At 42.3% G+C, this 22,629-nt stretch carries 15 protein-coding genes; 6 read left to right on the forward strand and 9 right to left on the reverse strand.

The genetic code is table 11. From position 1 onward, the window contains the following. Positions 1-24: 24 nt before the first annotated feature. A complete protein-coding gene (locus tag DMB45_RS04315) occupies positions 25-1,005 on the reverse strand; it encodes a D-glucuronyl C5-epimerase family protein (protein ID WP_041503324.1) in 981 nt (326 codons plus the stop codon). Positions 1,006-1,030: 25 nt separating this feature from the next. Continuing rightward, positions 1,031-2,317: a glycosyltransferase gene (locus DMB45_RS04320; RefSeq protein ID WP_160289143.1), complete on the reverse strand. Its 1,287-nt coding sequence runs from the start codon at positions 2,315-2,317 to the stop codon at positions 1,031-1,033. 102 nt (positions 2,318-2,419) lie between these two features. Between DMB45_RS04320 and DMB45_RS04325 the strand changes: the two genes are divergently transcribed. Further along, positions 2,420-4,105 carry a phosphoethanolamine transferase gene (locus tag DMB45_RS04325; RefSeq protein WP_041503325.1) on the forward strand — a complete coding sequence of 562 codons (1,686 nt, stop codon included), beginning with the start codon at positions 2,420-2,422 and terminating at the stop codon, positions 4,103-4,105. 108 nt (positions 4,106-4,213) lie between these two features. Here DMB45_RS04325 and DMB45_RS04330 read toward each other — a convergent pair whose 3' ends face one another. The 7 genes from DMB45_RS04330 to DMB45_RS04360 all read right to left on the reverse strand — a co-directional run bounded on the left by DMB45_RS04330 (position 4,214) and on the right by DMB45_RS04360 (position 16,773). Continuing rightward, positions 4,214-6,346, reverse strand: a complete 2,133-nt coding sequence (locus DMB45_RS04330; protein WP_041503326.1) for a SurA N-terminal domain-containing protein — start codon at positions 6,344-6,346, stop codon at positions 4,214-4,216. 113 nt (positions 6,347-6,459) lie between these two features. After that, positions 6,460-8,832 (reverse strand): type I DNA topoisomerase, encoded by a 2,373-nt coding sequence (topA, locus tag DMB45_RS04335; RefSeq protein ID WP_041503327.1) that lies wholly within the window; start codon positions 8,830-8,832, stop codon positions 6,460-6,462. A 199-nt stretch (positions 8,833-9,031) separates the two neighbouring features. Then, the gene (locus DMB45_RS04340) at positions 9,032-9,640 is read right to left on the reverse strand and encodes a lipoprotein signal peptidase (protein ID WP_041503328.1); all 609 of its coding nucleotides are present in this window, start codon (positions 9,638-9,640) and stop codon (positions 9,032-9,034) included. A gap of 94 nt (positions 9,641-9,734) precedes the next feature. Then, positions 9,735-10,115: a TraR/DksA family transcriptional regulator gene (locus DMB45_RS04345; RefSeq protein ID WP_041503329.1), complete on the reverse strand. Its 381-nt coding sequence runs from the start codon at positions 10,113-10,115 to the stop codon at positions 9,735-9,737. A 94-nt stretch (positions 10,116-10,209) separates the two neighbouring features. After that, a complete protein-coding gene (gene ileS, locus DMB45_RS04350) occupies positions 10,210-13,638 on the reverse strand; it encodes an isoleucine--tRNA ligase (RefSeq protein WP_041503330.1) in 3,429 nt (1,142 codons plus the stop codon). A gap of 134 nt (positions 13,639-13,772) precedes the next feature. After that, on the reverse strand, positions 13,773-15,506 hold the full coding sequence (locus tag DMB45_RS04355; protein WP_041503331.1) for a hypothetical protein: 1,734 nt from the start codon (positions 15,504-15,506) through the stop codon (positions 13,773-13,775). A gap of 13 nt (positions 15,507-15,519) precedes the next feature. Continuing rightward, positions 15,520-16,773 (reverse strand): aspartate kinase, encoded by a 1,254-nt coding sequence (locus tag DMB45_RS04360; protein WP_041503332.1) that lies wholly within the window; start codon positions 16,771-16,773, stop codon positions 15,520-15,522. 111 nt (positions 16,774-16,884) lie between these two features. Between DMB45_RS04360 and fbp the strand changes: the two genes are divergently transcribed. The 5 genes from fbp to DMB45_RS04385 all read left to right on the forward strand — a co-directional run bounded on the left by fbp (position 16,885) and on the right by DMB45_RS04385 (position 22,622). Next, a complete protein-coding gene (gene fbp, locus DMB45_RS04365) occupies positions 16,885-17,904 on the forward strand; it encodes a class 1 fructose-bisphosphatase (protein WP_200889850.1) in 1,020 nt (339 codons plus the stop codon). Between the two features lie 75 nt (positions 17,905-17,979). Then, complete coding sequence (locus DMB45_RS04370) at positions 17,980-20,037, forward strand: acetate--CoA ligase family protein (protein ID WP_110688486.1); 2,058 nt, start codon at positions 17,980-17,982, stop codon at positions 20,035-20,037. 251 nt (positions 20,038-20,288) lie between these two features. Next, the gene (locus tag DMB45_RS04375) at positions 20,289-20,975 is read left to right on the forward strand and encodes a hypothetical protein (RefSeq protein WP_041503335.1); all 687 of its coding nucleotides are present in this window, start codon (positions 20,289-20,291) and stop codon (positions 20,973-20,975) included. A 71-nt stretch (positions 20,976-21,046) separates the two neighbouring features. After that, on the forward strand, positions 21,047-21,691 hold the full coding sequence (locus DMB45_RS04380; protein ID WP_041503336.1) for a flavodoxin domain-containing protein: 645 nt from the start codon (positions 21,047-21,049) through the stop codon (positions 21,689-21,691). A gap of 352 nt (positions 21,692-22,043) precedes the next feature. Next, positions 22,044-22,622, forward strand: coding sequence for a 30S ribosomal protein S16 (locus DMB45_RS04385; protein ID WP_041503337.1), 579 nt, complete (start codon positions 22,044-22,046; stop codon positions 22,620-22,622). The last annotated feature ends 7 nt before the right edge of the window (positions 22,623-22,629 follow it).

Here is a 22,629-nt window from a genome sequence, read left to right on the forward strand (position 1 = left end):
GGTAAATATTGGCGGATACTAAAATTAGAGTCGGTTTAATTTTTTCAGGGCTCTGAATTTAAACCGGTACATCTTCAAAATAGGAAAGAGAGCGTCGTATTTTTCGAATTTTTTCCGGTATTCCAACAGCTCTTCTCGTTTCGTGATCCGGTAGAGCACTTCTATTTGCAAAAGGACTAAGCGAAGATAACTGATGGTGCAGGGGTCGTCTTTCGGATAACCGGGTACTTCGCAACGATTGAAACGCAACCAAAATCCCATGTCAAACGAGGGAAGTTGACGAATTAATCCCTCTACTCCCTCGTTAAAAAGGCGAAGAGCTAAACGGTTGTATTCCGTCAACCGCCCGTCGCCCGTCGCCCGGACGAAGTCGTATAAACCGAACAATGAAAAGCCGTGCCCGTCCAGTACCCGGGTAGGACGGGCCGCCACGTACTCTTCATAAAATGTCTCTTGTATATTCCGGTCTACCGCCACGCCTCCCTCTGAAATATCTTTCGTGAAAGGTATCAATGCTTTGGAGGCGGTTGCGAGGTATTTTTCTTCTCCGGTGATTTGCCATGCTCTCAGGAGGATGGAGATGCCCCGGCTTTGGGCAAAGGCCGATTTCCAGGGTTTGAATACTTGAAATTCCGGTTTGGGAACCTCGGTCAGCCAATAGGTACCGAGGTCGTTGTCCGTTACGGCGTGAGTTTGAAACCAATCGGCAATATTCAGGAACAGTTGTTTCTTCACTTCTTGCCGGGTCGAAAGCCACGAGTGGAAGACGGCTAATCCGTATTGTCCGATGGTAATCGGGTAATAATGCAGTTGTCGTTTTTCGACATCGATATAACTGGTATTGATGGGTACTCCTTTTTCATCGAACGAGTGAATGAGCCGATTCAGTCTGGAGAGATTCTCTTCGAATTTGAAATAGTAACCGGACAACAAAGGGGTAGTATTCTCTTGGTTTATCTTCAGGTGTTTGTTACCGTTCAGGTCCCGAAGGAATTTGCGAAACATGAATGTAATTTTCTTTAGTTGCATATTAATCAATGAATTGGCTTAGTCGGGCGGTTAATGTTTGTCTTGAATATCGAGAGATTTTTTCCGAGTCTCCTTGGAATTCCGGTTGTGTGTATGCCGTCGATATGAATTTTTTGATACCTTCTTTATCATGGAAAGAGAGGGTTATTCCGGAACGACAATCCCGGATGATCTTGCCCGCCATACTCTCCCGATCTTCTATACAGAGAATCGGCGTTCGGGCCGCCAGGTATTCAAACAGTTTTCCCGGCATATGTCCCTCGTTTTGATTCGTATGATGGAAGATTAATAATAGAAGTTGTGATTCGATCAACTCTCTTACGGCTCTTTCGTGGGGTATAAATCCGGTAAATACGGCTTTTATATTCTTTTTTGAAGTAATGTATGCCTTGTGTTCTTCACTTACTTTACCTACGAATTGTAAAACGATTTTTTTTTCCGGATAGAGTTCCGCAACGGCATCGATAAAGGGTTGAACTGGATAAGAGGAGGCTAATGTTCCGGCATAAGTAATCGTGAACTCCTCTTTTTTATTGGCTCCCTCTGTTTTAAAATCTTCTTCGTCAAAGCCGTTGGTTAATACGTGTATCTTTTCGGGAATGATTTTAGAGCTTTTACAGACGAGTTTCTCTTTGATGAAATTGGCGGTTAATACAATATCGCTTTTTTCTAATACCTCCCTTTCGTAAGCCTTGTCAATGGCTTGTGCTATACGGGTGGGGTATAGGTCATGATAGTAGTAGATATCTGTCCATGGATCCCTGAAGTCGGCTATCCATTTTATGTTTTTGTTTTTCTTTAATTTCAGGCCGATCAGGTGGGTGGACATCGGGGGACCGGTTGTGATAACCGTTTGGATGTTGTATTTTTCGATCAGCTCTACGGCTTTAGCATAGGCATATTTATTCCACCCCTTTCGGGCGTCGGGTAAAAAAAAATTTCCTCTGATAAAGCGGGCTACTTTTTGTCTAAAACGGGGTTTCCCCTCGTTGACAAAACCGCTGTAAGGAGCTGTTTTAGCGCGTGTGAATTTTTTGTATAATGAATACAATCCTTTTGCCGTTGTCTTGTATACCAATATGTTAGGATCAACATCTTTCTGTAAAGTAGGGTCTTGTATGGGGTATTCTGCTTTGTGCGGATCAACAGTTAAGATGACGGGTATGACTTCCGAAGTCGGCAGATATTTTGCAAATTTCAGCCAGCGTTGAACGCCGGGCCCTCCCGCGGGAGGCCAATAGTAAGTAATTACCAATACTTTTTTTATTTTTGTATGCTGTTGCGTCATGATGATCTGCATTAACTTTTTTACAAAAATAGTGTTTTTTCGGAAACAGAGTGAATTGGAGAGAAGATAAGACGGCAATAGAGATTTGAAAAATGAGAAATAATGAAAAGATTCGGTTTTGCGTGGAAACCAATAGGGGGAATTTTTGTTCGTAATTTCTATTTTATAGTAGTACTTCTGTTGTTTAATTTTTCTACAGGGGCTTGGATGAATGCGGAACGGGAGATAGGAATATCCATATATACCAAATGGGTGCATGGATTTATCAATGCCTTTCTTGTTTGTTATCTATTGGGTGCTTTTCGGGAATTCGTCTCTTCTGTTTGGTTAAAGAGAGTATATACGGGTGTCGTAATTTTTTTATCCGGCCTTTTGTTCGTGTGCGAGTGCTTTACGCTTTATTATTATAAAAGTGGATTTGTTCCTTCAATCGTTTTACCGTTATTAGCCACGAACCCGGAAGAGGCGAACGAGTTTTTTCAAATGTATGGGGGTGTGAAGTGGCTGGCTGGTGGGAGTATTGTTCTTGTCATGGCCTGTTGGATATCGACGTTTTCTTTGAAAAGCATCTCTTCCCGTTCTCTTTCCCGGATAGGTAAATTCGTTGCATTATTTTTATTGGCGGGCATTCTGGCGATGATATATCGTCAGAACAAGACCCCGTTGTTTAAGACAATGGTTCCGATTCAGCGTTTATGGGTTTCTCAGCGAATGGTACGTGACGAGATGAAGGTTTGTAACAATTTAATGAAACAGGTAAGTAGTAATCCGGTAATTACCCGAAACGAACCCGATATAGAAGATATCGTTCTTATTTTAGGAGAATCTTTAGGAAGAAAATACATGGGAGTTTATGATTCTATATATCCGACGACACCTTTGTTGCGAGAATTGAAAGAACGGGGTGAGATTTATTTGTACCGGGACGTGATCAGTCCTTATGTCTCAACGATTTTATGTATTCAGTCTTTGTTTTCTTTCTATCATTACGAATCTGTTAAAGCATGGAATAAATATAATCTGTTGGTCGATGTAATGAAAAAAGCAGGGTATGAAACCATATGGATATCCAATCAGGAATCTTTTGGTGCTTATGGAAATTTGCCTGCGGTGATAGCTAAGCGTAGCGATGTGACTATTTTTAATCATACCAGGAGTTCCTTTGAACATTGTTACGGGGATTTTGACGAAGAGCTGCTGCCTATTATAGACGATCAATTGCAGAAAAACCCGAATCGGAATTTTTGGGTTATCCACCTGATGGGGTCTCATGGTAATTATCGGCATCGTTATCCGGAAGAGTATGCCCGGTTTAAGGCCGACGATGTGACTTGGTTAGAAGAAGAAGAAAAGAAAGAGGTATTGGCGTCCTATTTGAACACGATTCTTTATAATGACCATGTCGTTTACGAAATATTAGAGCGTTTCAGGGAGAGAAAAGCGGTGATCGTTTACCTTTCCGATCATGGAGAAGAGTTATTTGAACGTCGGGATTTTTCGGGGCATACGGAGACTGATCCGAGCAGATATATGGTTGAGATTCCTTTTTTGATTTGGTGTTCTCCCCTTTATAAGGAGATGGAATCTCAAAAAGTAGGACAGATCGCCGCTTCGGTTAAAAGACCTTATATGACAGATGATTTGATTCATACGATTTTGGATTTGGCGAATATCGGGACCACGGATTTCGATAGTACCAGAAGCGTAGTTAATCCGGCTTTTAATATAAAAAGGAAGCGAATAGTCAGTCGGATTGATTATGATAGGTTAAAAGCGGTAAGAGAGTAATTCCGGGTGAATGGTTCGCCGATTCAAGATCTTCCGAGAGATATGCTATAAAAAAACCTGCCTGGTTTCAGGCAGGTTTTTTCACTTTAAGTTTGTTTGTTTGGGTTACTAATAGAATTTGTATCTTGAATCAACAACTCCAGCCTTTTTCACTAATGAAGGAAGTAATTGATAATTTACCCGATAGAAATTAGTTTGTAACATACTTGCTTTAGCCAGAGCAATCTGTTCAGGAGTCACTTCGTTTACATGTTTTGTATTAACCGTGACAATATAGACCCCCTGATTGCCGATGATCGGTTTGGATATTTCCCCCTCGTTCATAGCTACAGCTTCGGCAATGACCTTGGGTTCGATTCCGGCTCCCGGTAATTGAACGGAATTGAAGTTAACATCGTTTGCGTCTACTACTTCGGCTTTAGCTTTTTGAGCTATGGAGAGTAAGCTTTGGCTTCCGCTCATGTCTTTTTCCAATTCTTTAGCGATGATTTCACCTTTCTTTTGGCGAATCAACTCTCTTTTAATGAGGCTTGCAACGCTATTCAGCGGGGCGATGCCTTCTTTTTGTATCTCTGTCAAAACGGCTACCGTAAACTTATTGCCACTTTCGAAGATCGGTGATTTTTCTTTTGTCAGCAATACGTTACCGGTTTTATCCGTTAGATAAGCCTCGCGGATAATCTCTCTGGCATTATCCATACCCGGGATTGTTTTATCGTTTTTACCCAAATTGGCAATCCTTTTTGTTTGTTTGTGATCGGTAACGGCAGTTTCGAAGTCTGTTATCGTGGTTACATTATTAACGAATACGCGGGCATCGTTATAGATGTTATTGATGGTCTGCTGAGACGGAGTGATTTCTTTGCTTATAATACCTACTAATACCTTTTCTTCCGGTTTTGATCTGTCGGTTACTTGTACGATATGGTAACCATATTGTGTTTTAACTGTTTTGATTTCGTTTTTATTGGCAAAGAACACGGTATCACTAAACGGTTGGATCATGGCATTTTGGGTGAACCATCCCAAATCCCCACCATTGATGGCGGAATTTTGATCTGCCGAGTAGCGTTTGGCAATAGCTTCGAAATCGGCTCCTTTACGTAAAGCTCCGGCTAAGCTATCTGCTAATTTCTCAGCTGCCTGAACAGATCTTCCGTTCTCCGGTACGATCAGGATATGACGGGCTTTAACCGAATCCGGTAACATTCTGCGATCGGCTACCCGTGCGATGTTATAGGCTTGATCTTTTAGATAAGGACCGAATACGCCGTTGTTTTTTTCGACAAAGATAAAATCATCCAATTCACTGTACCCGAGCTCTCCTTTTTTCAGGTAAGCGGTCGGAAATCTTTTTTCGGAAGAGAGAGTGGCGAATTCAATAACGTTTGGAGCCGAAGCAAATTCGTCTTTTAATGAGTTTACCCACTCTTCTGTCTCTTTGATGTCTTCAGGCGAGGCGGTAATATCGAAGCTGACATACGCGATTCGTCTGCTTTCCGGTACTTGGAACAGGTATTGGTGCGAGTTGTAATAATCTTTGATTTCGTTGGAAGTAACGGTTATGGAAGAATCACTGATGGTATTGTAGCTTTTCAAAATGTAGCTGATATCGACCGTCGTTGCCGCATTCTCCAAAAAGTTTTTAGCAAAAGCGTCTGTAACGTATAACCCTCTTGTTAATAATATATTGTATTTACTTTGTTTTCTGGCGGTTGCTATCTGCTCTTCCATATTCAACCAGTAGGCTTTTTGTGGAGTACCCGCCGGAGCTTCGATCAATTGTTTGATAACCAAGCGAGCCCGATCTTTATCTACCTGTCCTGTTTGAGGATCTGCAAATAATTGTTGGACGGCCGGGTTCATATTGTCTCCGAGAAGAAGGTCGTATAGTTCGTCTCCGCTCAGGCCCATCCCGATATTTTCATATTCTTTTTCCATGATGGCGTTGGTAACAATCTGTTGCCACGTATTTTCACGGATCATCTGTTGTTGGTCTTCCGATAAGGCGGAAATGCCATTCATGGATTTTACCATTTCCTCATTTTTAGTGATTTTTTGCTGGTATTCCTGAATGCTGATGGATTCTCCCGCTATTTCTCCTACCTTGTTTCTGGAGCGATTCATAATGCTGGCACCAGAGCTTAAAGCATCTCCAACAATGAAAGCCACGAGGGCTAAACCAATCACGATACTAACAAGTATTCCACCGCGATTTCTAATTTTTTGTAACGTTGCCATTTATATTAAATTTTAATGTTTTTACACACGATTCATCTATTTTTTCGAGCGTACGAATATATAAAATGGATCGCTTTTTTGCAAATAAATTTTATGTTGTCGCTCGTCTATTGCTATTCCTTCTTTTTTGTTGATTTTTTAGGTGTTTTTGACGCTGCTTTACTATTAGTTTTCGTCGTTGCTTTTTTTGTTGTCTTCTTTTTGGAATCTCCGCTCTTTTCGATGATTTCCATACACTCCTCCTGCGTCAGTAGAGCTGCGTCTTTCCCTTTGGGTATTTTGTAATTGATTTTGTTGTAAGCGATATAGGGTCCGAAGCGGCCGTTTAAAATCTGTACTCCGTTTTCAAACACGTTGATTTGCCGATTTTTTTCAACCTCTCTTTTCTCGTTAATGCGTTCGATGGCTGTATCCAACGTGATGGTTCCGGGATCGTCAATACTCTTTTTCAGAGATACGAATAGTTGGTCATGTTTGATGTAAGGACCAAAACGACCCATGGCAACGGAAACGGGTTTCTCTTCATAGGTGCCGAGTATTCTCGGAAATTTGAAAAGAGCTAATGCTTCTTCTAACGTAATGGTCTCCATGAGCTGCCCTTTTAATAGACTGGCATAACGCACATGTTCACCCTCTCCGATTTGTGCCACCGGCCCGAAGCGGCCGATACGAACCGATACGTTTTCTCCTGTTTGAGGATCTGTCCCGAGCGTACGGGCTCCGGTATTACGCTCCGATTCTTTCAATGTCTTTTCCACGTTCGTGTGGAAAGGTGTGTAAAATGTCCCGATCATAGATTGCCATCCCACTTCTCCCTCTGCAATATGGTCAAGTGCCTCCTCCGCTTTAGCCGTGAAATTGTAGTCCATGATGTTGGTAAAATAATTGGATAGGAAGTCGGTGACAACCATCCCGATATCCGAAGGAAATAATTTTTTCTTTTCGCTTCCGAAAAGACGGGTTAACGTATGCTTCTTTATGTCGTTACCTTTTAATTCGAAGTTTTGAATTTGGCGTTCGATACCTTCCCTGCTCTCTTTAATGATATAACCCCGGTTTTGGATAGTCGTAATAGTCGGGGCATAAGTGGAAGGACGTCCGATTCCCAGAGTTTCCATCTTTTTAACGAGGCTGGCTTCCGTATAACGGGGCGGGTGCATCGTGTATTGTTCTATGGCTTCTATTTTTGTTCTTTCTAAGCGGTCTCCTTTGTGAAGCGGCGGAAGCAAATCGTTTTTCTCGTCTTCTTTCTCGTCATCTTGCGACTCCATGTATACTTTTAAAAATCCGTCGAATTGAATGACTTCTCCCGTTGCAGTAAAGATTTGCGGGAGCGAAGAGATATGAATGGGGATGGTCGTTTTTTCCAATTCGGCATCTGCCATTTGGGAAGCGAGCATGCGTTTGCGAATCAGAGTATAGAGTTGCTGTTCGTTACGATCTCCGTCAATTTCTTCTTTGTCAATGTAAGTCGGCCGGATGGCTTCATGTGCCTCTTGTGCGCCTTTGGTTTTTGTCGCGTAATTTCTGGGCTTTGAATATTTTTCGCCCAGAGAGCTTATAATGACGCTTTTAGCTGAATGAATAGCCAATTGGGAAAGATTCACGGAATCTGTTCTCATATAGGTGATATGTCCGTGTTCGTATAATTTTTGAGCGACGGCCATCGTTTGTGAAACGGAAAAACCTAATTTCCGTGAAGCCTCCTGTTGCAGGGTGGAGGTTGTAAAAGGAGGAGCCGGTTTCCGGGTTGTCGGTTTGGTTTCTACTTCTCCTACGGTAAAATCAGAAGATTTACAAGCTTCTAAAAATCGAAGGGTAGTTTCTTCCGTTGAAAAACGTTCGGATAATTCGGCTTTTAGAGAAATCTGTTTACCTTCGGAGTCTTTCGTGTTAAACTGTCCGGAAACCTTATAGTATTTTTGTTCGGTAAAATGATTGATTTCTCGTTCTCTCTCCACGATAAGTTTTACGGCGACGGATTGAACGCGTCCGGCAGAGAGCGAAGGTTTAACCTTTTTCCAAAGTACGGGGGAAACTTCGAACCCCACAAGCCGATCCAATACCCGACGAGCTTGTTGAGCATCGACTAAGTTTTTATCTATGTTTCTTGGATTTTCGATAGCATGTAAAATGGCATCTTTGGTAATCTCATGAAAAACGATGCGTTTCGTGTTTTCGCTTTTTAGATCTAATACTTCAAACAAATGCCAGGCGATGGCTTCTCCTTCCCGGTCCTCATCGGAAGCTAACCATACAGTTTTGGCTTCTTTTGCTAATTGCTTTAATTCTTTAACAATAGCTTTTTTGTCTGCGGATATCTCGTATTTAGGCTGAAAATTGTTTTCAATATCGATACCTAAATCTTTTTTTTCCAAATCTCGAATGTGGCCGAAACTGGATTTTACTATATAATTATTTCCTAAAAAACGTTCGATGGTCTTGGCTTTCGCCGGAGACTCCACTATTACTAAATTTTCAATCATAGATGATTCCTTTATCTCTGGCCTTGAGGCACAGAATTATCGCTTTCTCAAGCGGTTCACTCTGAATTTAGGCTGCAAACTTACGTAAAACAATTGAAAGTTGAAAAATGAAAATGAATATTTTCCGTGAAAATCCCCTGAAGAGATTGAATGCCTGATCTTAACGCTCTGTTTTAACCGGTTTTATTCAAGCCGTTTCTTATTTCGTCGAGAAAAATTTGCGGTAAAAAATAATTAATATAAGTACGCCGATCGTAATGTAAGAATCGGCCAGATTGAAAACCGGGCGGAAAAATTCAAAATAGGTGTTGCCCCAGAAGGGAATCCACTCGGGTAACCAACCGCGATACAGAGGGAAGTACAACATGTCTACCACTCGTCCGTGCAGGAAAGAGGAGTAGCCTCCTTCGCTCGGGAAGAGGGTTGCCACTTGGGAAAAACTTTCATTAAAGATCATACCGTAAAACATGCTGTCGATGATGTTGCCTATGGCTCCGCAAAAGATCAAAGCAAAAGAAAAAACGACCCCTTGAGGGGCTTTTTGTTTCATTAGATGACGAATATACCAACCGATACCGATTACGGCAACGATACGAAAGATACTTAATACGGTTTTTCCCCATTTACCTCCTCCCAACTCCATTCCGAAAGCCATCCCATTGTTCTCGACGAAAAGAATCTTGAACCAGTTTCCGAAAACGTTGAACGAGTCACCGAGCTGCATATGTGTTTTAACCCAGATTTTGACAACTTGATCGATGATCAGCAATAGGATAATAAACAGTATTAATTTCTTCTGACTTGTCATTTTTTCATTTGAATTTGATATTGAAATTGAAAAAACCAAGTGAAGAAATCAGGTTCCTTCACTTTTTATTTTTCAATATGAATTTCCGGTGTGCTTAGGAGTCTTGTCCCATTTTCGCATCCATACTAAGTGTCGCATGAGGAACAGCGCGTAATCTTTCCTTTGAAATCAACTTTCCTGTTACCCGGCAGATACCGTAAGTTTTATTTTCTATGCGTACCAATGCAGCCTCCAGATGAGCAATAAATTTTGCTTGTCTTTGAGCTAAACGCCCGGCTTCCTCCTTGGAGAGTACGGAGGCTCCTTCTTCCAAAACCTTAAAGGTCGGAGAGGTATCGGCTATATCGTTTCCATCGCTGCCAGAGATTACGGCCTTTAGAACGTCGTAATCTTTTTTAGCCTTTTCGAGTTTCTCGAGAATTAATTCTTTAAATTCCTGTAACTCTTCATCCGAATATCTTGTCTTTTCTGACATAGTAATAAAGTTTTTGTCTAAGTTAATAAAAAATTCCCTGATGGCTCTCCATTGCGGTAAAATATCCACTTTTACTCTATTTACGAGCGAGAGGTTACATCCGTTGAATTTTTATGAATGTACGGATATCGTCAATTTCGATTGCCTGAACATCTTCTCCGGCTGATTCCGTTAATGTTATGTTTTCTGCCAGTACCTGACTGGAAATATAATCTTTGAAATGCAATACGGCATCGTTGATTTGTTCGTGTTTCCCGATTTGCAAGTCGATTTTGTCTGTTACATTAAAATTACTGTCTTTCCGGAGGTTTTGAATCCGGTTGATCAGTTCGCGGGCAATTCCCTCTTCCTTCAGCTCTTGCGTCAGATTTACGTCCAAAGCAACAGTCAGACGACCCTCGTTGGCTACTAACCATCCCGGAATATCTTCTGAAAGAATTTCTACATCTTCCAATGTTAATTCAACGGCTGTTTCTCCCACTTGTAAAGAAAAAGAGCCCTGTTTTTCGAAATTGTAGATGTCACTTTGTGTCATGGCCCCTACTAAAGCCGAAATTTGTTTCATGTACTTCCCGTATTTCGGTCCCAGGGTTTTAAAATTCGGTTTGATTTTCTTGATTAAGATACCGGCCGTATCCGTGATGTATTCGATCTCTTTTACGTTCACTTCCGAGAGTATGATATTTTTTACGGCCTCCAGCTGGGCTGTCATCTCTCCATTTAAGATGGGAATCAATAATTTACCTAACGGTTGTCTTACCCGGATTTGGACTTTTCTTCTTAAACCCAAGACCATGGAGGAGATTTGCTGTGCCATCTCCATTCGCTCTTCCAGTTGTTTGTCGATCATACTCGGATCAGCGATCGGGAAGGTTGCCAAATGTACGTTCGTTTGATAACGGCCTGTAGCTTGATTCAGATCGGCAAAAAGACGGTCCATGTAAAATGGAGCTATCGGGGCCGACAGCAAGGCTACCGTTTCGAGACAGGTATAAAGCGTCTGGTAAGCGGAAATCTTATCTTTCGTATAATCGCCTCCCCAATAGCGTTTCCGGGATAAACGGACATACCAATTGGAAAGATTTTCAATCACAAAATCCTGTATGGCCCGTCCGGCTCGCGTCGGCTCGTATTTCTCGTATGCCTCCGTCACCTCCTGGATTAACGTGTTCAATAGAGATAAAATCCAGCGATCGATTTCGGGACGTTCGTTAAGATCTATATCCGTTTCCGCGTAAGTGAATTCATCAATGTTGGCGTACAAGGCAAAAAAGCTGTACGTGTTGTATAAAGTCCCGAAGAATTTCCGTTTCACTTCCTCTACTCCGGTAATATCGAATTTCAGATTATCCCACGGCTGGGAGTTGGTGATCATATACCAACGTAAAGCATCTGATCCCTGTTTTTCAATGGTTGCGAACGGGTCGACTGCGTTGCCCAAACGTTTGGACATCTTGTTGCCCTTGGCATCCAGTACCAGTCCGTTTGAAATGATATTCTTAAAGGCCACGGAGTCAAATACCATCGTGGCAATGGCGTGTAATGTGAAAAACCAGCCCCGCGTTTGATCTACTCCTTCGGCAATAAAATCTGCCGGAAACCGATAGCGGTTATCGATGGCCTCCCGATTTTCAAAAGGGTAATGCAATTGGGCATAAGGCATGGCTCCGGAATCAAACCAGACGTCGATCAGGTCTTTTTCCCGGAACATTCGTTGTCCTGTCGGAGAAACCAGTATAATCTCATCTACGTAAGGACGATGAAGATCAATTTTATCGTAATTAGCATCGGAGTAATCACCGGGAATAAAATCCTTAAATGGATTTTCTTTCATAAAACCGGCTTGGATAGCGCGTTCGATCTCCTCTATTAACTCTTTCACGGAGCCGATGCATATCTGCTCTGTTCCGTCTTCGCTAATCCATATGGGAAGGGGAGTTCCCCAATAACGAGATCTGGATAAATTCCAGTCTACGAGGTTCTCCAACCATTTCCCGAATCTTCCTTCTCCTGTGCTGGCGGGTTTCCAATTGATGGTTTTATTCAATTCGATCATCCGTTCTTTTACAGCTGTCGTTTTGATAAACCATGAATCCAAAGGATAGTAGAGTACCGGTTTATCCGTACGCCAGCAGTGCGGATAATTATGCTCGTGCTTTTCAACTTTAAATGCTTTGTTCTCCCGTTTGAGCATGACGGATAGATCGATGTCTAATGTGGTATCGTCTTCCGAAAGATTGGGATCATAGGCATTTTTTACAAAACGTCCGGCGTAATTGCTGTATGATGTAACATCAATGTTATTTTTGATAAAGTCAGGATCTATTTCGTCAAGGAGAAAAAGTTTCCCCTGTTTGTCTACCATGGGTTGTCTGTTTCCCTCTTTGTCTATGAGCAACATTGGAGAGATGCCGGAAATTTTAGCTACCCGGTCGTCATCGGCACCGAAAGTAGGGGCGATATGTACTATCCCCGTGCCGTCTTCGGTCGTCACGTAATCCCCCAGAATAACCCGGAAAGCGTCTCCTAACGGCTTCATCCACGGTATTAATTGTTCGTAACGTATTCCTTCCAAATCCGGTCCCTTAAATCGGTTTACGATTCGGTAAGGAATTAATTTGTCACCTTCTTTATACTCTTCCAAAGCGATAGATTCCGCTTTTTTATTAAAAAAGCTGTTGAACCGCTCTTCGGCTATTATGACCGTGATCGGCTGGAAAGTATACGGGTTGTATGTTTTTATTTCAAGATAAGTTATATTTGGTCCGACAGCCAAGGCCGTGTTTGAAGGTAATGTCCATGGAGTTGTCGTCCAGGCAAGGAAATAGACCTGATCACTATGAGCGAATAGTTTTTCGGATTTCGCATCGCGAACGACCTTAAACTGGGCGACACAGGTGGTATCCTTAACGTCGCGGTAACAACCGGGCTGATTTAATTCATGCGTGCTTAACCCTGTTCCAGCGGCCGGAGAGTAGGGCTGGATCGTGTATCCTTTATAGAGCAATCCTTTTTCATACAATTGCTTCAATAGATACCATAAAGTTTCGATATAGCGGTTATCATAGGTGATATACGGGTTGTGCATGTCTACCCAGTACCCCATCTTTTGGGTCAAATCTTCCCATTCGCGGGTATATTTCATCACGTCTTCCCGGCAAGCTTTGTTATAGTCTGCCACGGAGATCGTTTTGCCGATGTTTTCTTTAGTGATGCCGAGCTTTTTCTCGACGCCCAATTCGACGGGTAAACCGTGGGTATCCCATCCGGCTTTACGCTCCACGTAAAAGCCCTGTAAGGTTTTGTAACGGCAGACTACATCCTTGATCGTTCTCGCCATTACATGGTGAATGCCAGGCATGCCGTTGGCGGAAGGAGGCCCTTCGTAAAAAACGAAAGAGGGATTTCCTTCGCGGGTTTTCAGACTTTCCTCAAATGTTTTGTTTTCTTCCCACTCCTTCAGTACTTCCTGATTGATCCGGGAGAGATCCAAACTTTTATATTCATGGAATTTTTTGTCCATTTTGGTCACTGATTTTTATAGTTATTGTTCGCATCTGAAAAATCAAGTTGCAAATATATCATTTTCTTAGGAAAGAAAAACAGACTTTTCTCTCTTTCTTGTATAAAAATGGGATTTGATAGAATACTATTCTTCTATTTTTGAGCGTTTTCGTCAACGGGAGCTACTCCTTCCGGTTGAAATTCGAATAATAATGTGGGTAATTGCTTATCCGTATTTTTCCCGAATTGAACGATCGGTCGGAAGTATTCCGGGTAATATTTTGCCGCAAGTGGATAGATCGTGACATAGCCGTGACGGAACCATCTGTCTATAATCACGTGAGTGATGCCCTCTTTTTTAAAGTTATTGAAAATAACTTCGGGTTTTCCGTACTGAGGGAAGGAAACCGCTTTTCTTCCGGATGAAAACAGATAGAAGAGTTCCGGTTTCCGACAAGCAATACGAGCCTCTTCCGGTAAGTTCTTTTTACACCATTGAATGGCATATACGTATTCGATGAAGGCTTCCGGGGCAATCCGTTCGTTCCAGACTTTAAAGGTAGCCAGTTTCCGTTGTGTTTCCAATGCTTGAGAATATTTTGGAAACATAAAAAATACGATGAACAGGACGAGTGCTCCTGTCGGGATGAATTCCCTGTATTTGTACTTGAAATTAGGGTAGGATGATAAAAGATAGGCGACAAAAGAGATACATCCATTGAGAAAAAGAAAAATCAATAAAGGGATGATTCCGATCATGTAACGGTGTCCGGCATACTGTTCCGGCCAAAAAAGTAGAACCGCCATGGTAATTCCTAAATAGAGGGATAATAGTAACCTGTATTTTTTCAATCGGCTTAATCCGAAAATAATTAAAGCGATGACACAAAAACCCCGGATCCATCCCATGGAGTTCGTTGTTTGACGGTCGTAATCAAATGGCCAGATGGCGGAAGGAATCCATTTCACGGAATAACTGGTTATGTTGTTTTGAATCCTGGTGGCCCAATCGGAGAATGTCGTCATCTGCTCACCTTTGGGCTTTTTCCTGAAATCATTGAGGTAATCGCTATGCACGACCCCGTGACTTCGGTTGCGTATGTCCCATCCGATTTTGGAACAAGAGAAAGACCCGACTAAAATAAGAAGAATCAATACGTTGTTTATTACGCGTCGTTTGTTTGTTTTTGTCAGATAGGGATTTTCGTCTTGTCGTTTTTCGCAAATATAGGTAATGGCGCGTTGAATGCAAATAATCGTGAAATAGATCATGAATGCCAGAATGATAGAAGCTCCCATCGTTCTGACAAAATAGATATAGTTCAAACATACGATCAGCAGGATAAATAACAGGATTTGGGATTTGGGCCTTTCTCCTCCGAAGAGATTATCGGTATGAACCAAACTGAGCAGGTACAGGGCGGCTATCGACAGGCAGGTAAATAGCATTTCGCTCATGACGATGGTCGAATAGCGTAGGAGTTCGGGTTGCATACAGCAAAGTAAGCAGGTTCCCAAAGCCAGAAGGATGGAGTCGGATATTTTCCGTATGAATAGAAATAGGAATAAAATGGCGAAGAAAAAGAGAACTCCGTTAGCCATCTTTAAAGAAACATAAGAGTGAAAAACGGATAACACGGTAGCCGTGAACAACGGATAACCGGGAGGGAAGTGGGTATGCGGACTTTCTTCAAAACCCATAATGTTGGTATATCCTTTTCCTTCGGCAAGTGCTTTCCCCAAGGCGTAGTAATAGACGTTATCTCCGTTTAGGTCCGGTTTGTAATCGAAAATTTTTCCGTAATTAAAAGCAAAAACGATACCGATCAGGCAGATGCATAGATAAGTCTGTACTTTTGTATTGATTTTGTTGAGAACACTTGTCATGATGTTTTTGATTTTAATTGTGTAAGACAAATTGTGCCGTGATGCGGCTTCGCTGTTCAACCAGGATGGGCTGCCGACCGATGATTTCCTGTATGCAATTTTCTGTGTAATGTCGAATGGTAATCAGTTTTACGTCCCGATTGTACAATACCTCGTACTCTTTTTGCAGTTCTTTGATAAAATCGGTAAGGATCGCCTCGTGGTTATCGATGCAGAACGAGAAGCTGATGGCCGAATTTTGCATCAGGTTCAGCTTTAATTTGTATTTTGCCAGGATCCCGAAAATCTGACTTAATTTCTCTTCGGCAATGAAGGAGAAATCTCGTGGTGTAAGAGTCAGTAAGAGCTGATTCTCTTTGTTGATGTATATAGGCGGAAGGCTCAGCCGTTCTTCCAGTTCTTGAATAACGGTTCCTTCTGTACCCGGGAACAGAAAAGATTTCACGTAGAGAGGTATCTGCTTGTTTTGTATGGGTTTAATGGTCTTGGGATGAATTACTTTTGCTCCGAAGTGGGATAGTTCGATAGCCTCTTTGTAAGACATCCGATGTATGACTTCGGCTTGCGCGTACTCTTTCGGGTCCGCGTTCATGACGCCTGGAACGTCTTTCCAGATGGTGACATTTTCCGCATCCAGAAGATTGGCTAATAATGCGGCCGTGTAATCGGATCCTTCCCGTCCCAAGGTCGTCGTTTGATTGATTTTTGTTCCGGCGATAAATCCTTGGGTTACGTATAGGGAAGTTGTCGAAAAGGTGAAAGTTTCTTTACAGAACTTTTCCGAAAGTGTTAAATCGATATTGGCATTCCGGTAATTTTGATCCGATTTTAGGACTTTCCGAATGTCGATGAATTGATTTTTTAATCCTGCCGTTTGTAAATAATCGGAAACGATAGTAGTGGAAAGAAGCTCTCCGAAACAGATGATCCGGTCGTACTCGTAGTCGTAACATAGGGAGGATTCTTCGGATAACATGTTTTGAAGAGCAGTGAACCATTTTTCCATGTGCCTGTATACCGGATCATCTGTCGGGAATAGTTGATTGACGATCTCCTGATGGTATTTTTTCAACTCATTCAAAACAACCCATAGTTGTGGATCTTTGTGAAAATAGGCATTGCACAAAACTTCCAGGTGATTTGTCGTTTTTCCCATCGCCGATACGACCACAATCAAATTTTCCCTTTGTTCTTGTATAATGGAAGCTAAGTTCCGAACTCCTTCTGCATCTTTTACGGAAGCACCACCGAATTTGAATATTTTCATTCATCAAAAAATTAGTTCGAGACAAAAATAATAAAATAGGCAATAAACTGGGTAAACTTTTTAAATTAAAGATTATAACCTATATTTGCAGAAAATTAAAAACACAGAACCATGATAATGCATAAAGTTACAACTTTAAATCAATTTATCGTTGAAAGACAGGCCGAAATACCCGGGGCTACCGGTGAATTTTCAAGACTTTTGCACCATATAGGAATTGCTGCAAAAAAAGTACATAGAGAAGTAAATAAAGCCGGATTAGTGGATATTCTGGGAAAGGTCGGTAGTATGAATGTGCAGGGGGAGGATCAGCAGAAGCTGGATGTATATGCCGATACGACCTTTATGGATGAATTGCGTGCAAGTGGTGAGTGTTGTGGTGTAGCAACGGAAGAGAATCAGGATATCGTTATTTTTGAAGAGGGATTATGCCGGGATGCCAAATACATTATCTGTATGGACCCTTTGGACGGTTCTTCCAATATCGATGTAAATGTGTCGGTAGGGACTATTTTTTCTATTTACAAAAGGAAATCTCCTTTAGGAGAACCTCCTATGATTGAGGATTTCTTGCAACCGGGAACGGAACAGATTGCGGCCGGTTATGTTATTTACGGATCTTCAACCATGATGGTGTATAGTTCCGGAAATGGCGTGAACGGTTTCACGCTGGATACTTCTATCGGGGAATTTTGTTTGTCTCATCCGAATATGCAAACACCGGAAAGCGGGAAAATTTATTCTATCAATGAAGGGAACTACGTGAATTTTCCAGTCGGAGTGAAGAAATTTATCAAATATTGTCAGGAAAAAGACGATGCGACGAAACGTCCGTATACCTCCCGTTATATCGGTTCTTTAGTAGCTGATTTTCATAGAAATATGTTGAAGGGAGGCATTTTCTTGTACCCGCAAACGAGTTCTCATCCGACGGGGAAATTAAGACTGTTGTACGAATGTAACCCGATTGCTTTTATTGCGGAACAGTCGGGAGGAATGGCGATAGACGGTGAAAGAAGGATATTGGAAATTCAGCCGGAAGCCATACATCAAAGAGTGCCTTTGTATACCGGATCAAAGAATATGGTATTGAAGGCTCGGGAGTTTCTGACATTTTTTAATCATATCTAAAAATTGTAATAGATTCGAATGGATGATCCTTAAAGAATCATCCATTCGGTTTTAAAGATAAATAGCAGTATTTTTATGGTAACAAAACAATTAATAGATCCGAAAAGCATCGTTGTTGTCGGCGGATCGGATGATATTCATAAACCGGGAGGCGCTGTCTTGAGAAATCTGCAGGATGGAAACTTCAAAGGAGAGCTTTATGTGGTAAATCCTAAAATGGGTGAAGTACAGGGTGTTAAATCTTATAAGGATGTGAGGGATCTTCCTGTGGTGGATTGTGCGATTTTGGCTATTGCCGCCAAATATTGTCCTGCTGCCGTAGAAGTATTGGCAAAACAGAAAAATACCCGGGCTTTTATCATTTTGTCCGCCGGTTTTCATGAAGAGAACGAAGAGGGAGCGAAATTGGAAAAACAGATTGTTGATACCATCGATTCCGTGGGGGGAGCGTTGATCGGACCGAATTGTATCGGTGTATTGACGAATCATTATAGTGGAGTTTTCACCCAACCGATTCCTAAATTGGATCCTCGAGGGGTAGATTTGATTTCCGGATCAGGGGCAACGGCTTTGTTTATTATGGATACGGGAATGCAGAAAGGTATTAAATTTAATAGTACCTATTCTGTGGGTAATTCCGCTCAAATGGGTATAGAGGAGATTTTAGAATATATGGACGAATCTTTTGACCCGCAGACCAGCTCGCGGGTCAAATTACTGTACGTGGAGAGCATTGATAAACCTGAGAAATTATTGAAACATGCTTCTTCATTGATTCGGAAGGGATGTCGTATTGCGGCTATTAAATCCGGCGGGTCTGCTGCCGGAAGCCGTGCCGCTTCTTCTCATACCGGTGCTATGGCCAGTCCTGATGTTGCCGTAGAGGCTTTATTTAAGAAGGCCGGTATCGTGCGTTGTAACGGTAGGGATGAGTTGATGACGGTTGCCGGAATATTTATGCATCCTGAGTTAAAAGGGAAAAATATGGCGGTCGTAACGCATGCCGGGGGACCGGCCGTGATGTTAACGGATGCACTTTCTAATGGGGGTATGGATGTTCCGCGTATCGAGGGCGAAAAGGCACGGGAACTGTTGACGAAATTGTTCCCGGGCTCATCGGTAGGAAATCCGATCGATTTTCTGGCGACAGGTACGGCCGAACAATTAGGGTATATTCTGGACGCTTGTGATCGCGATTTCGATCAGGTCGACGGGATGGCTGTTATTTTCGGAAGTCCGGGATTATTTCCTGTTTTCGATGTATACGATGTGCTGAACGAGAAAATGAAGAGTAGCAAAAAGCCGATATTCCCCATCTTCCCTTCTTCCAAGATCGTGAAAGACGAGATAGATGCTTTCGTGGCCAAAGGGCGGGTCTATTTTCCGGACGAAGTTCTTTTCGGAAACGCGTTATGTAAGATCATGAAGACGCCTGCTCCTCAGCCTGAGCATTTTGAGATGCCTGATATGGACGTGAAGAAGATTCGGGAGGTCGTTGATCGGGCTTCCAATGGCTATTTGGCCCCTGAAGATATACATCGATTGTTGGATGCGGCAGGTGTCGCCCGCGCGAAGGAGGGTGTTTCCGATAAAGAAGAGGAGATTGTGAAACTGGCCAAAGAGATCGGATTCCCCTTGGTAATGAAGGTTGTAGGTCCGGTACATAAATCCGACGTGGGAGGAGTGGTGCTTAACGTGAAAGACGAAGAGACCGTTCGACGTGAATTTAAGCGGATGATGCAGATTAAGGATACCTATGCGATCATGCTTGCCCAACAATTGCGCGGGACGGAGGTGTTTATCGGTGCCAAACGCGACGATAAATTCGGCCATATGGTGCTTTGCGGTTTGGGTGGTATTTTTATTGAAGTATTGAAAGATGTGAATGCCGGATTGGCTCCTATCTCGAAGAAGGAAGCACAGACTATGATACAGGGTTTGAAATCCTATAAGATTATTCAGGGTGTCCGCGGACAAGAGCCGGTAAATGAAGATAAATTTGCCGAAACGGTTATGCGGATATCTGCATTGGTTAAAGTGGCACCCGAAATTTTTGAGATGGACCTGAATCCGTTGTTAGGGAATAAAGAAGGGGTTGTGGCCGTGGATGCCCGTATCCGGATCGAAAAATAAGTTCTTTTTGAAGCCTGGTAAAATTTACAGGACAGGAAAAGAGAATGATCATCGTATTAGGAGTATTGCTTATGGCGGTACTCCTAAGTTTTGGTTGCGTTGGCCGGGCATTCGGAAGGGGGGGCTGCCCTTTTTTGGAAAAAGAGAGCTCTTCCGACTCCGTGAGAGAAAAGAGAGCGGATTGATCTTAATAACTGAATATAATTTATATGGGGTTTTGTTTGGTGTGTACGAAACCATTATGGAGTAAAATGAAAAAGAAAGACATTATTTTTATAGGGTGCGTGGTCATTTGTTTACTTCCCTTTTTCGTATCGGAAGACGTATACTCTTTTTATAAGACGTTCAATGCGGAGCATGGTATGATCATGAGTTTTCTGAAGTTTGCGATTTTATCGACTTTAGGAGAGTGTATAGGATTGAGAATCAGCGCAGGCGTGTATAATCGAAAAGGTTTCGGGATATTGCCTCGGGCTTTTGTATGGGGTATATTGGGTATGGGTATAAGTATGGCGATGACGATATTTGCCAATGGTGTGCCTGCTTTTCTGACGACGATGGGAATGACCGATGCGATGAGCGTTATGGGTGCTTCTCTCTCGTGGCCAAAGGTGTTTGTGGCTTTTTGCATATCCGTGGCAATGAATACTATTTTTGCTCCTGTGTTTATGACTCTGCACAAAATAACGGATACTCATATTATCAATAACGGAGGAACTTTACGCGGATTTTTTACTCCCATTCCCATGGGAGAGATCATGGCCAATTTAAATTGGCGGGTACAATGGAATTTTGTGTTTAAAAAGACGATACCCTTTTTCTGGTATCCCGCTCATACCATAACTTTTTTGTTGCCGGGAGACATGCGCGTGCTTTTTGCTGCTTTGTTGGGTGTCGCCTTAGGGGTTCTGTTGGCCATAGCGACGCATAAAAAGTAAAGTCCTGTTAAACCTTTCATATTTTCCATCGTATAGTTTAAGGAACAAAGCATTTACTTAAACAAAAAGATATGGAAAGAAAAGATACAGGAAAAAGCAGTAAGCAAAAAAGTACACAGAAAGAAAATGAGGCTTTACGTTTAACAGCGGATTTGGAAGGCAATTATCTGTTGGAAGAACGGGTTTCCGATTTGAAGTGGTTAGGGATATTTTATGCCCCGACAGGAGGAAGTGTACACCGTGTCGCTAAGATCTTAAAGCGAAAAATAGGTGCTAAGCGGGTGGAGATGTTTTATATTTCGGAGATTCCGGCGACGAGGTTGTTGGATTACAAGAACATCATCATCGTGTGTTCTTCTTTGGGGCGCAGTACTTGGGAACGGGAACAACGGGACCAGTGGGCCAAATTTTTTCCGGCCATGCGGAAGCTTTCTTTACGTGACCGCCGGGTGGCCTTGGTCGGTTTGGGAGATCACGTAACCTATCCTGCTAATTTTGTAGACGGCATGGGATACATGGCCGAGTTGGTAACCCAATTAGGGGCTGAATTGGTCGGAAAAACTTCAACGGACGGGTATGTTTTCAGCGGTTCGGCAGCAATTGTGGATAATCTTTTTGTCGGCTTGCCTTTGGATGAAGATTACGAATCCGAAAAGACCGAACCCCGCTTGGATAAATGGCTCTCCTTGGTGTTGCCTGAATTTGAAGATATTTAATTATCATGGAGGATATTCGATACATGAAAAGAGATTGCTCGTCATCGGCAGTCTCTTTTGTTTTTATGAAGTACGTTCCTATGCTATATGAGACAAGAAATGTATATGGATTTAGCGATTCGTTATCAATTTAATCGCATAAAGGAAATTTGATTGAAAACGATAAAAATCCACGATAGAAAAATGGCTTCTGAATGGGCTGCCTTCGGGGGCGGGGGGAAAGAGAGGTGTTGGGCCGGGAAAGTAAAAATAGCATTTGTGTTTGAATTTAATTTTTTTACTTCGATTAAATGACTATATTTGCACCGCCTATCGAGAATAGGCAGTAATTCAATTATTTAAATTTGACTAAATGGCAACTAAAATTAGATTAGCAAGACACGGTCGTAAAGGCAGACCATTCTATCATGTAGTGATAGCAGACAGTAGAGCTCCGCGTGACGGAAAATACATCGAAAGAATCGGTTCCTATAATCCGATGACCAATCCCGCTACGATCGATTTGAATTTCGAGAGAGCGTTATATTGGATGAATGTAGGAGCTCAACCGACAGATACGGTGAGAAGTATTCTTTCTTATGAAGGAGTTTTGTTGAAAAAACACTTGTTGGAAGGAGTGAAAAAAGGTGCTTTCGATGAGGCTGTTGCCGAAGCGAAGTTCGAAGCATGGAAGAAAGAGAAAGTAGCCAAGATCCAATCCAAGATCAATCGTTTGGCCGACGAGTCAGAAAGTGCTTACAAGGCACGTGTAGAAGCTGAAGCTAAAGTAAAAGAAGCTCGGGCAGAGTTGATCGCTAAAAAACAAGCTGAGATTGCTGCTGCCAAAGCAGAGGCTGAAGCCGCTGCCAGAGCAGAGGTCGAAACGGCTGCTACTGAGGCTGCGGAAGCTGCAGAGACGCAGGCAGAGACTGAAACTCCCGTTGCAGAATAAGGTTTGC

The sequence above is a fragment of the Sanguibacteroides justesenii genome (assembly GCF_003204205.1).
GTDB lineage: Bacteria > Bacteroidota > Bacteroidia > Bacteroidales > Marinifilaceae > Gabonibacter > Gabonibacter massiliensis.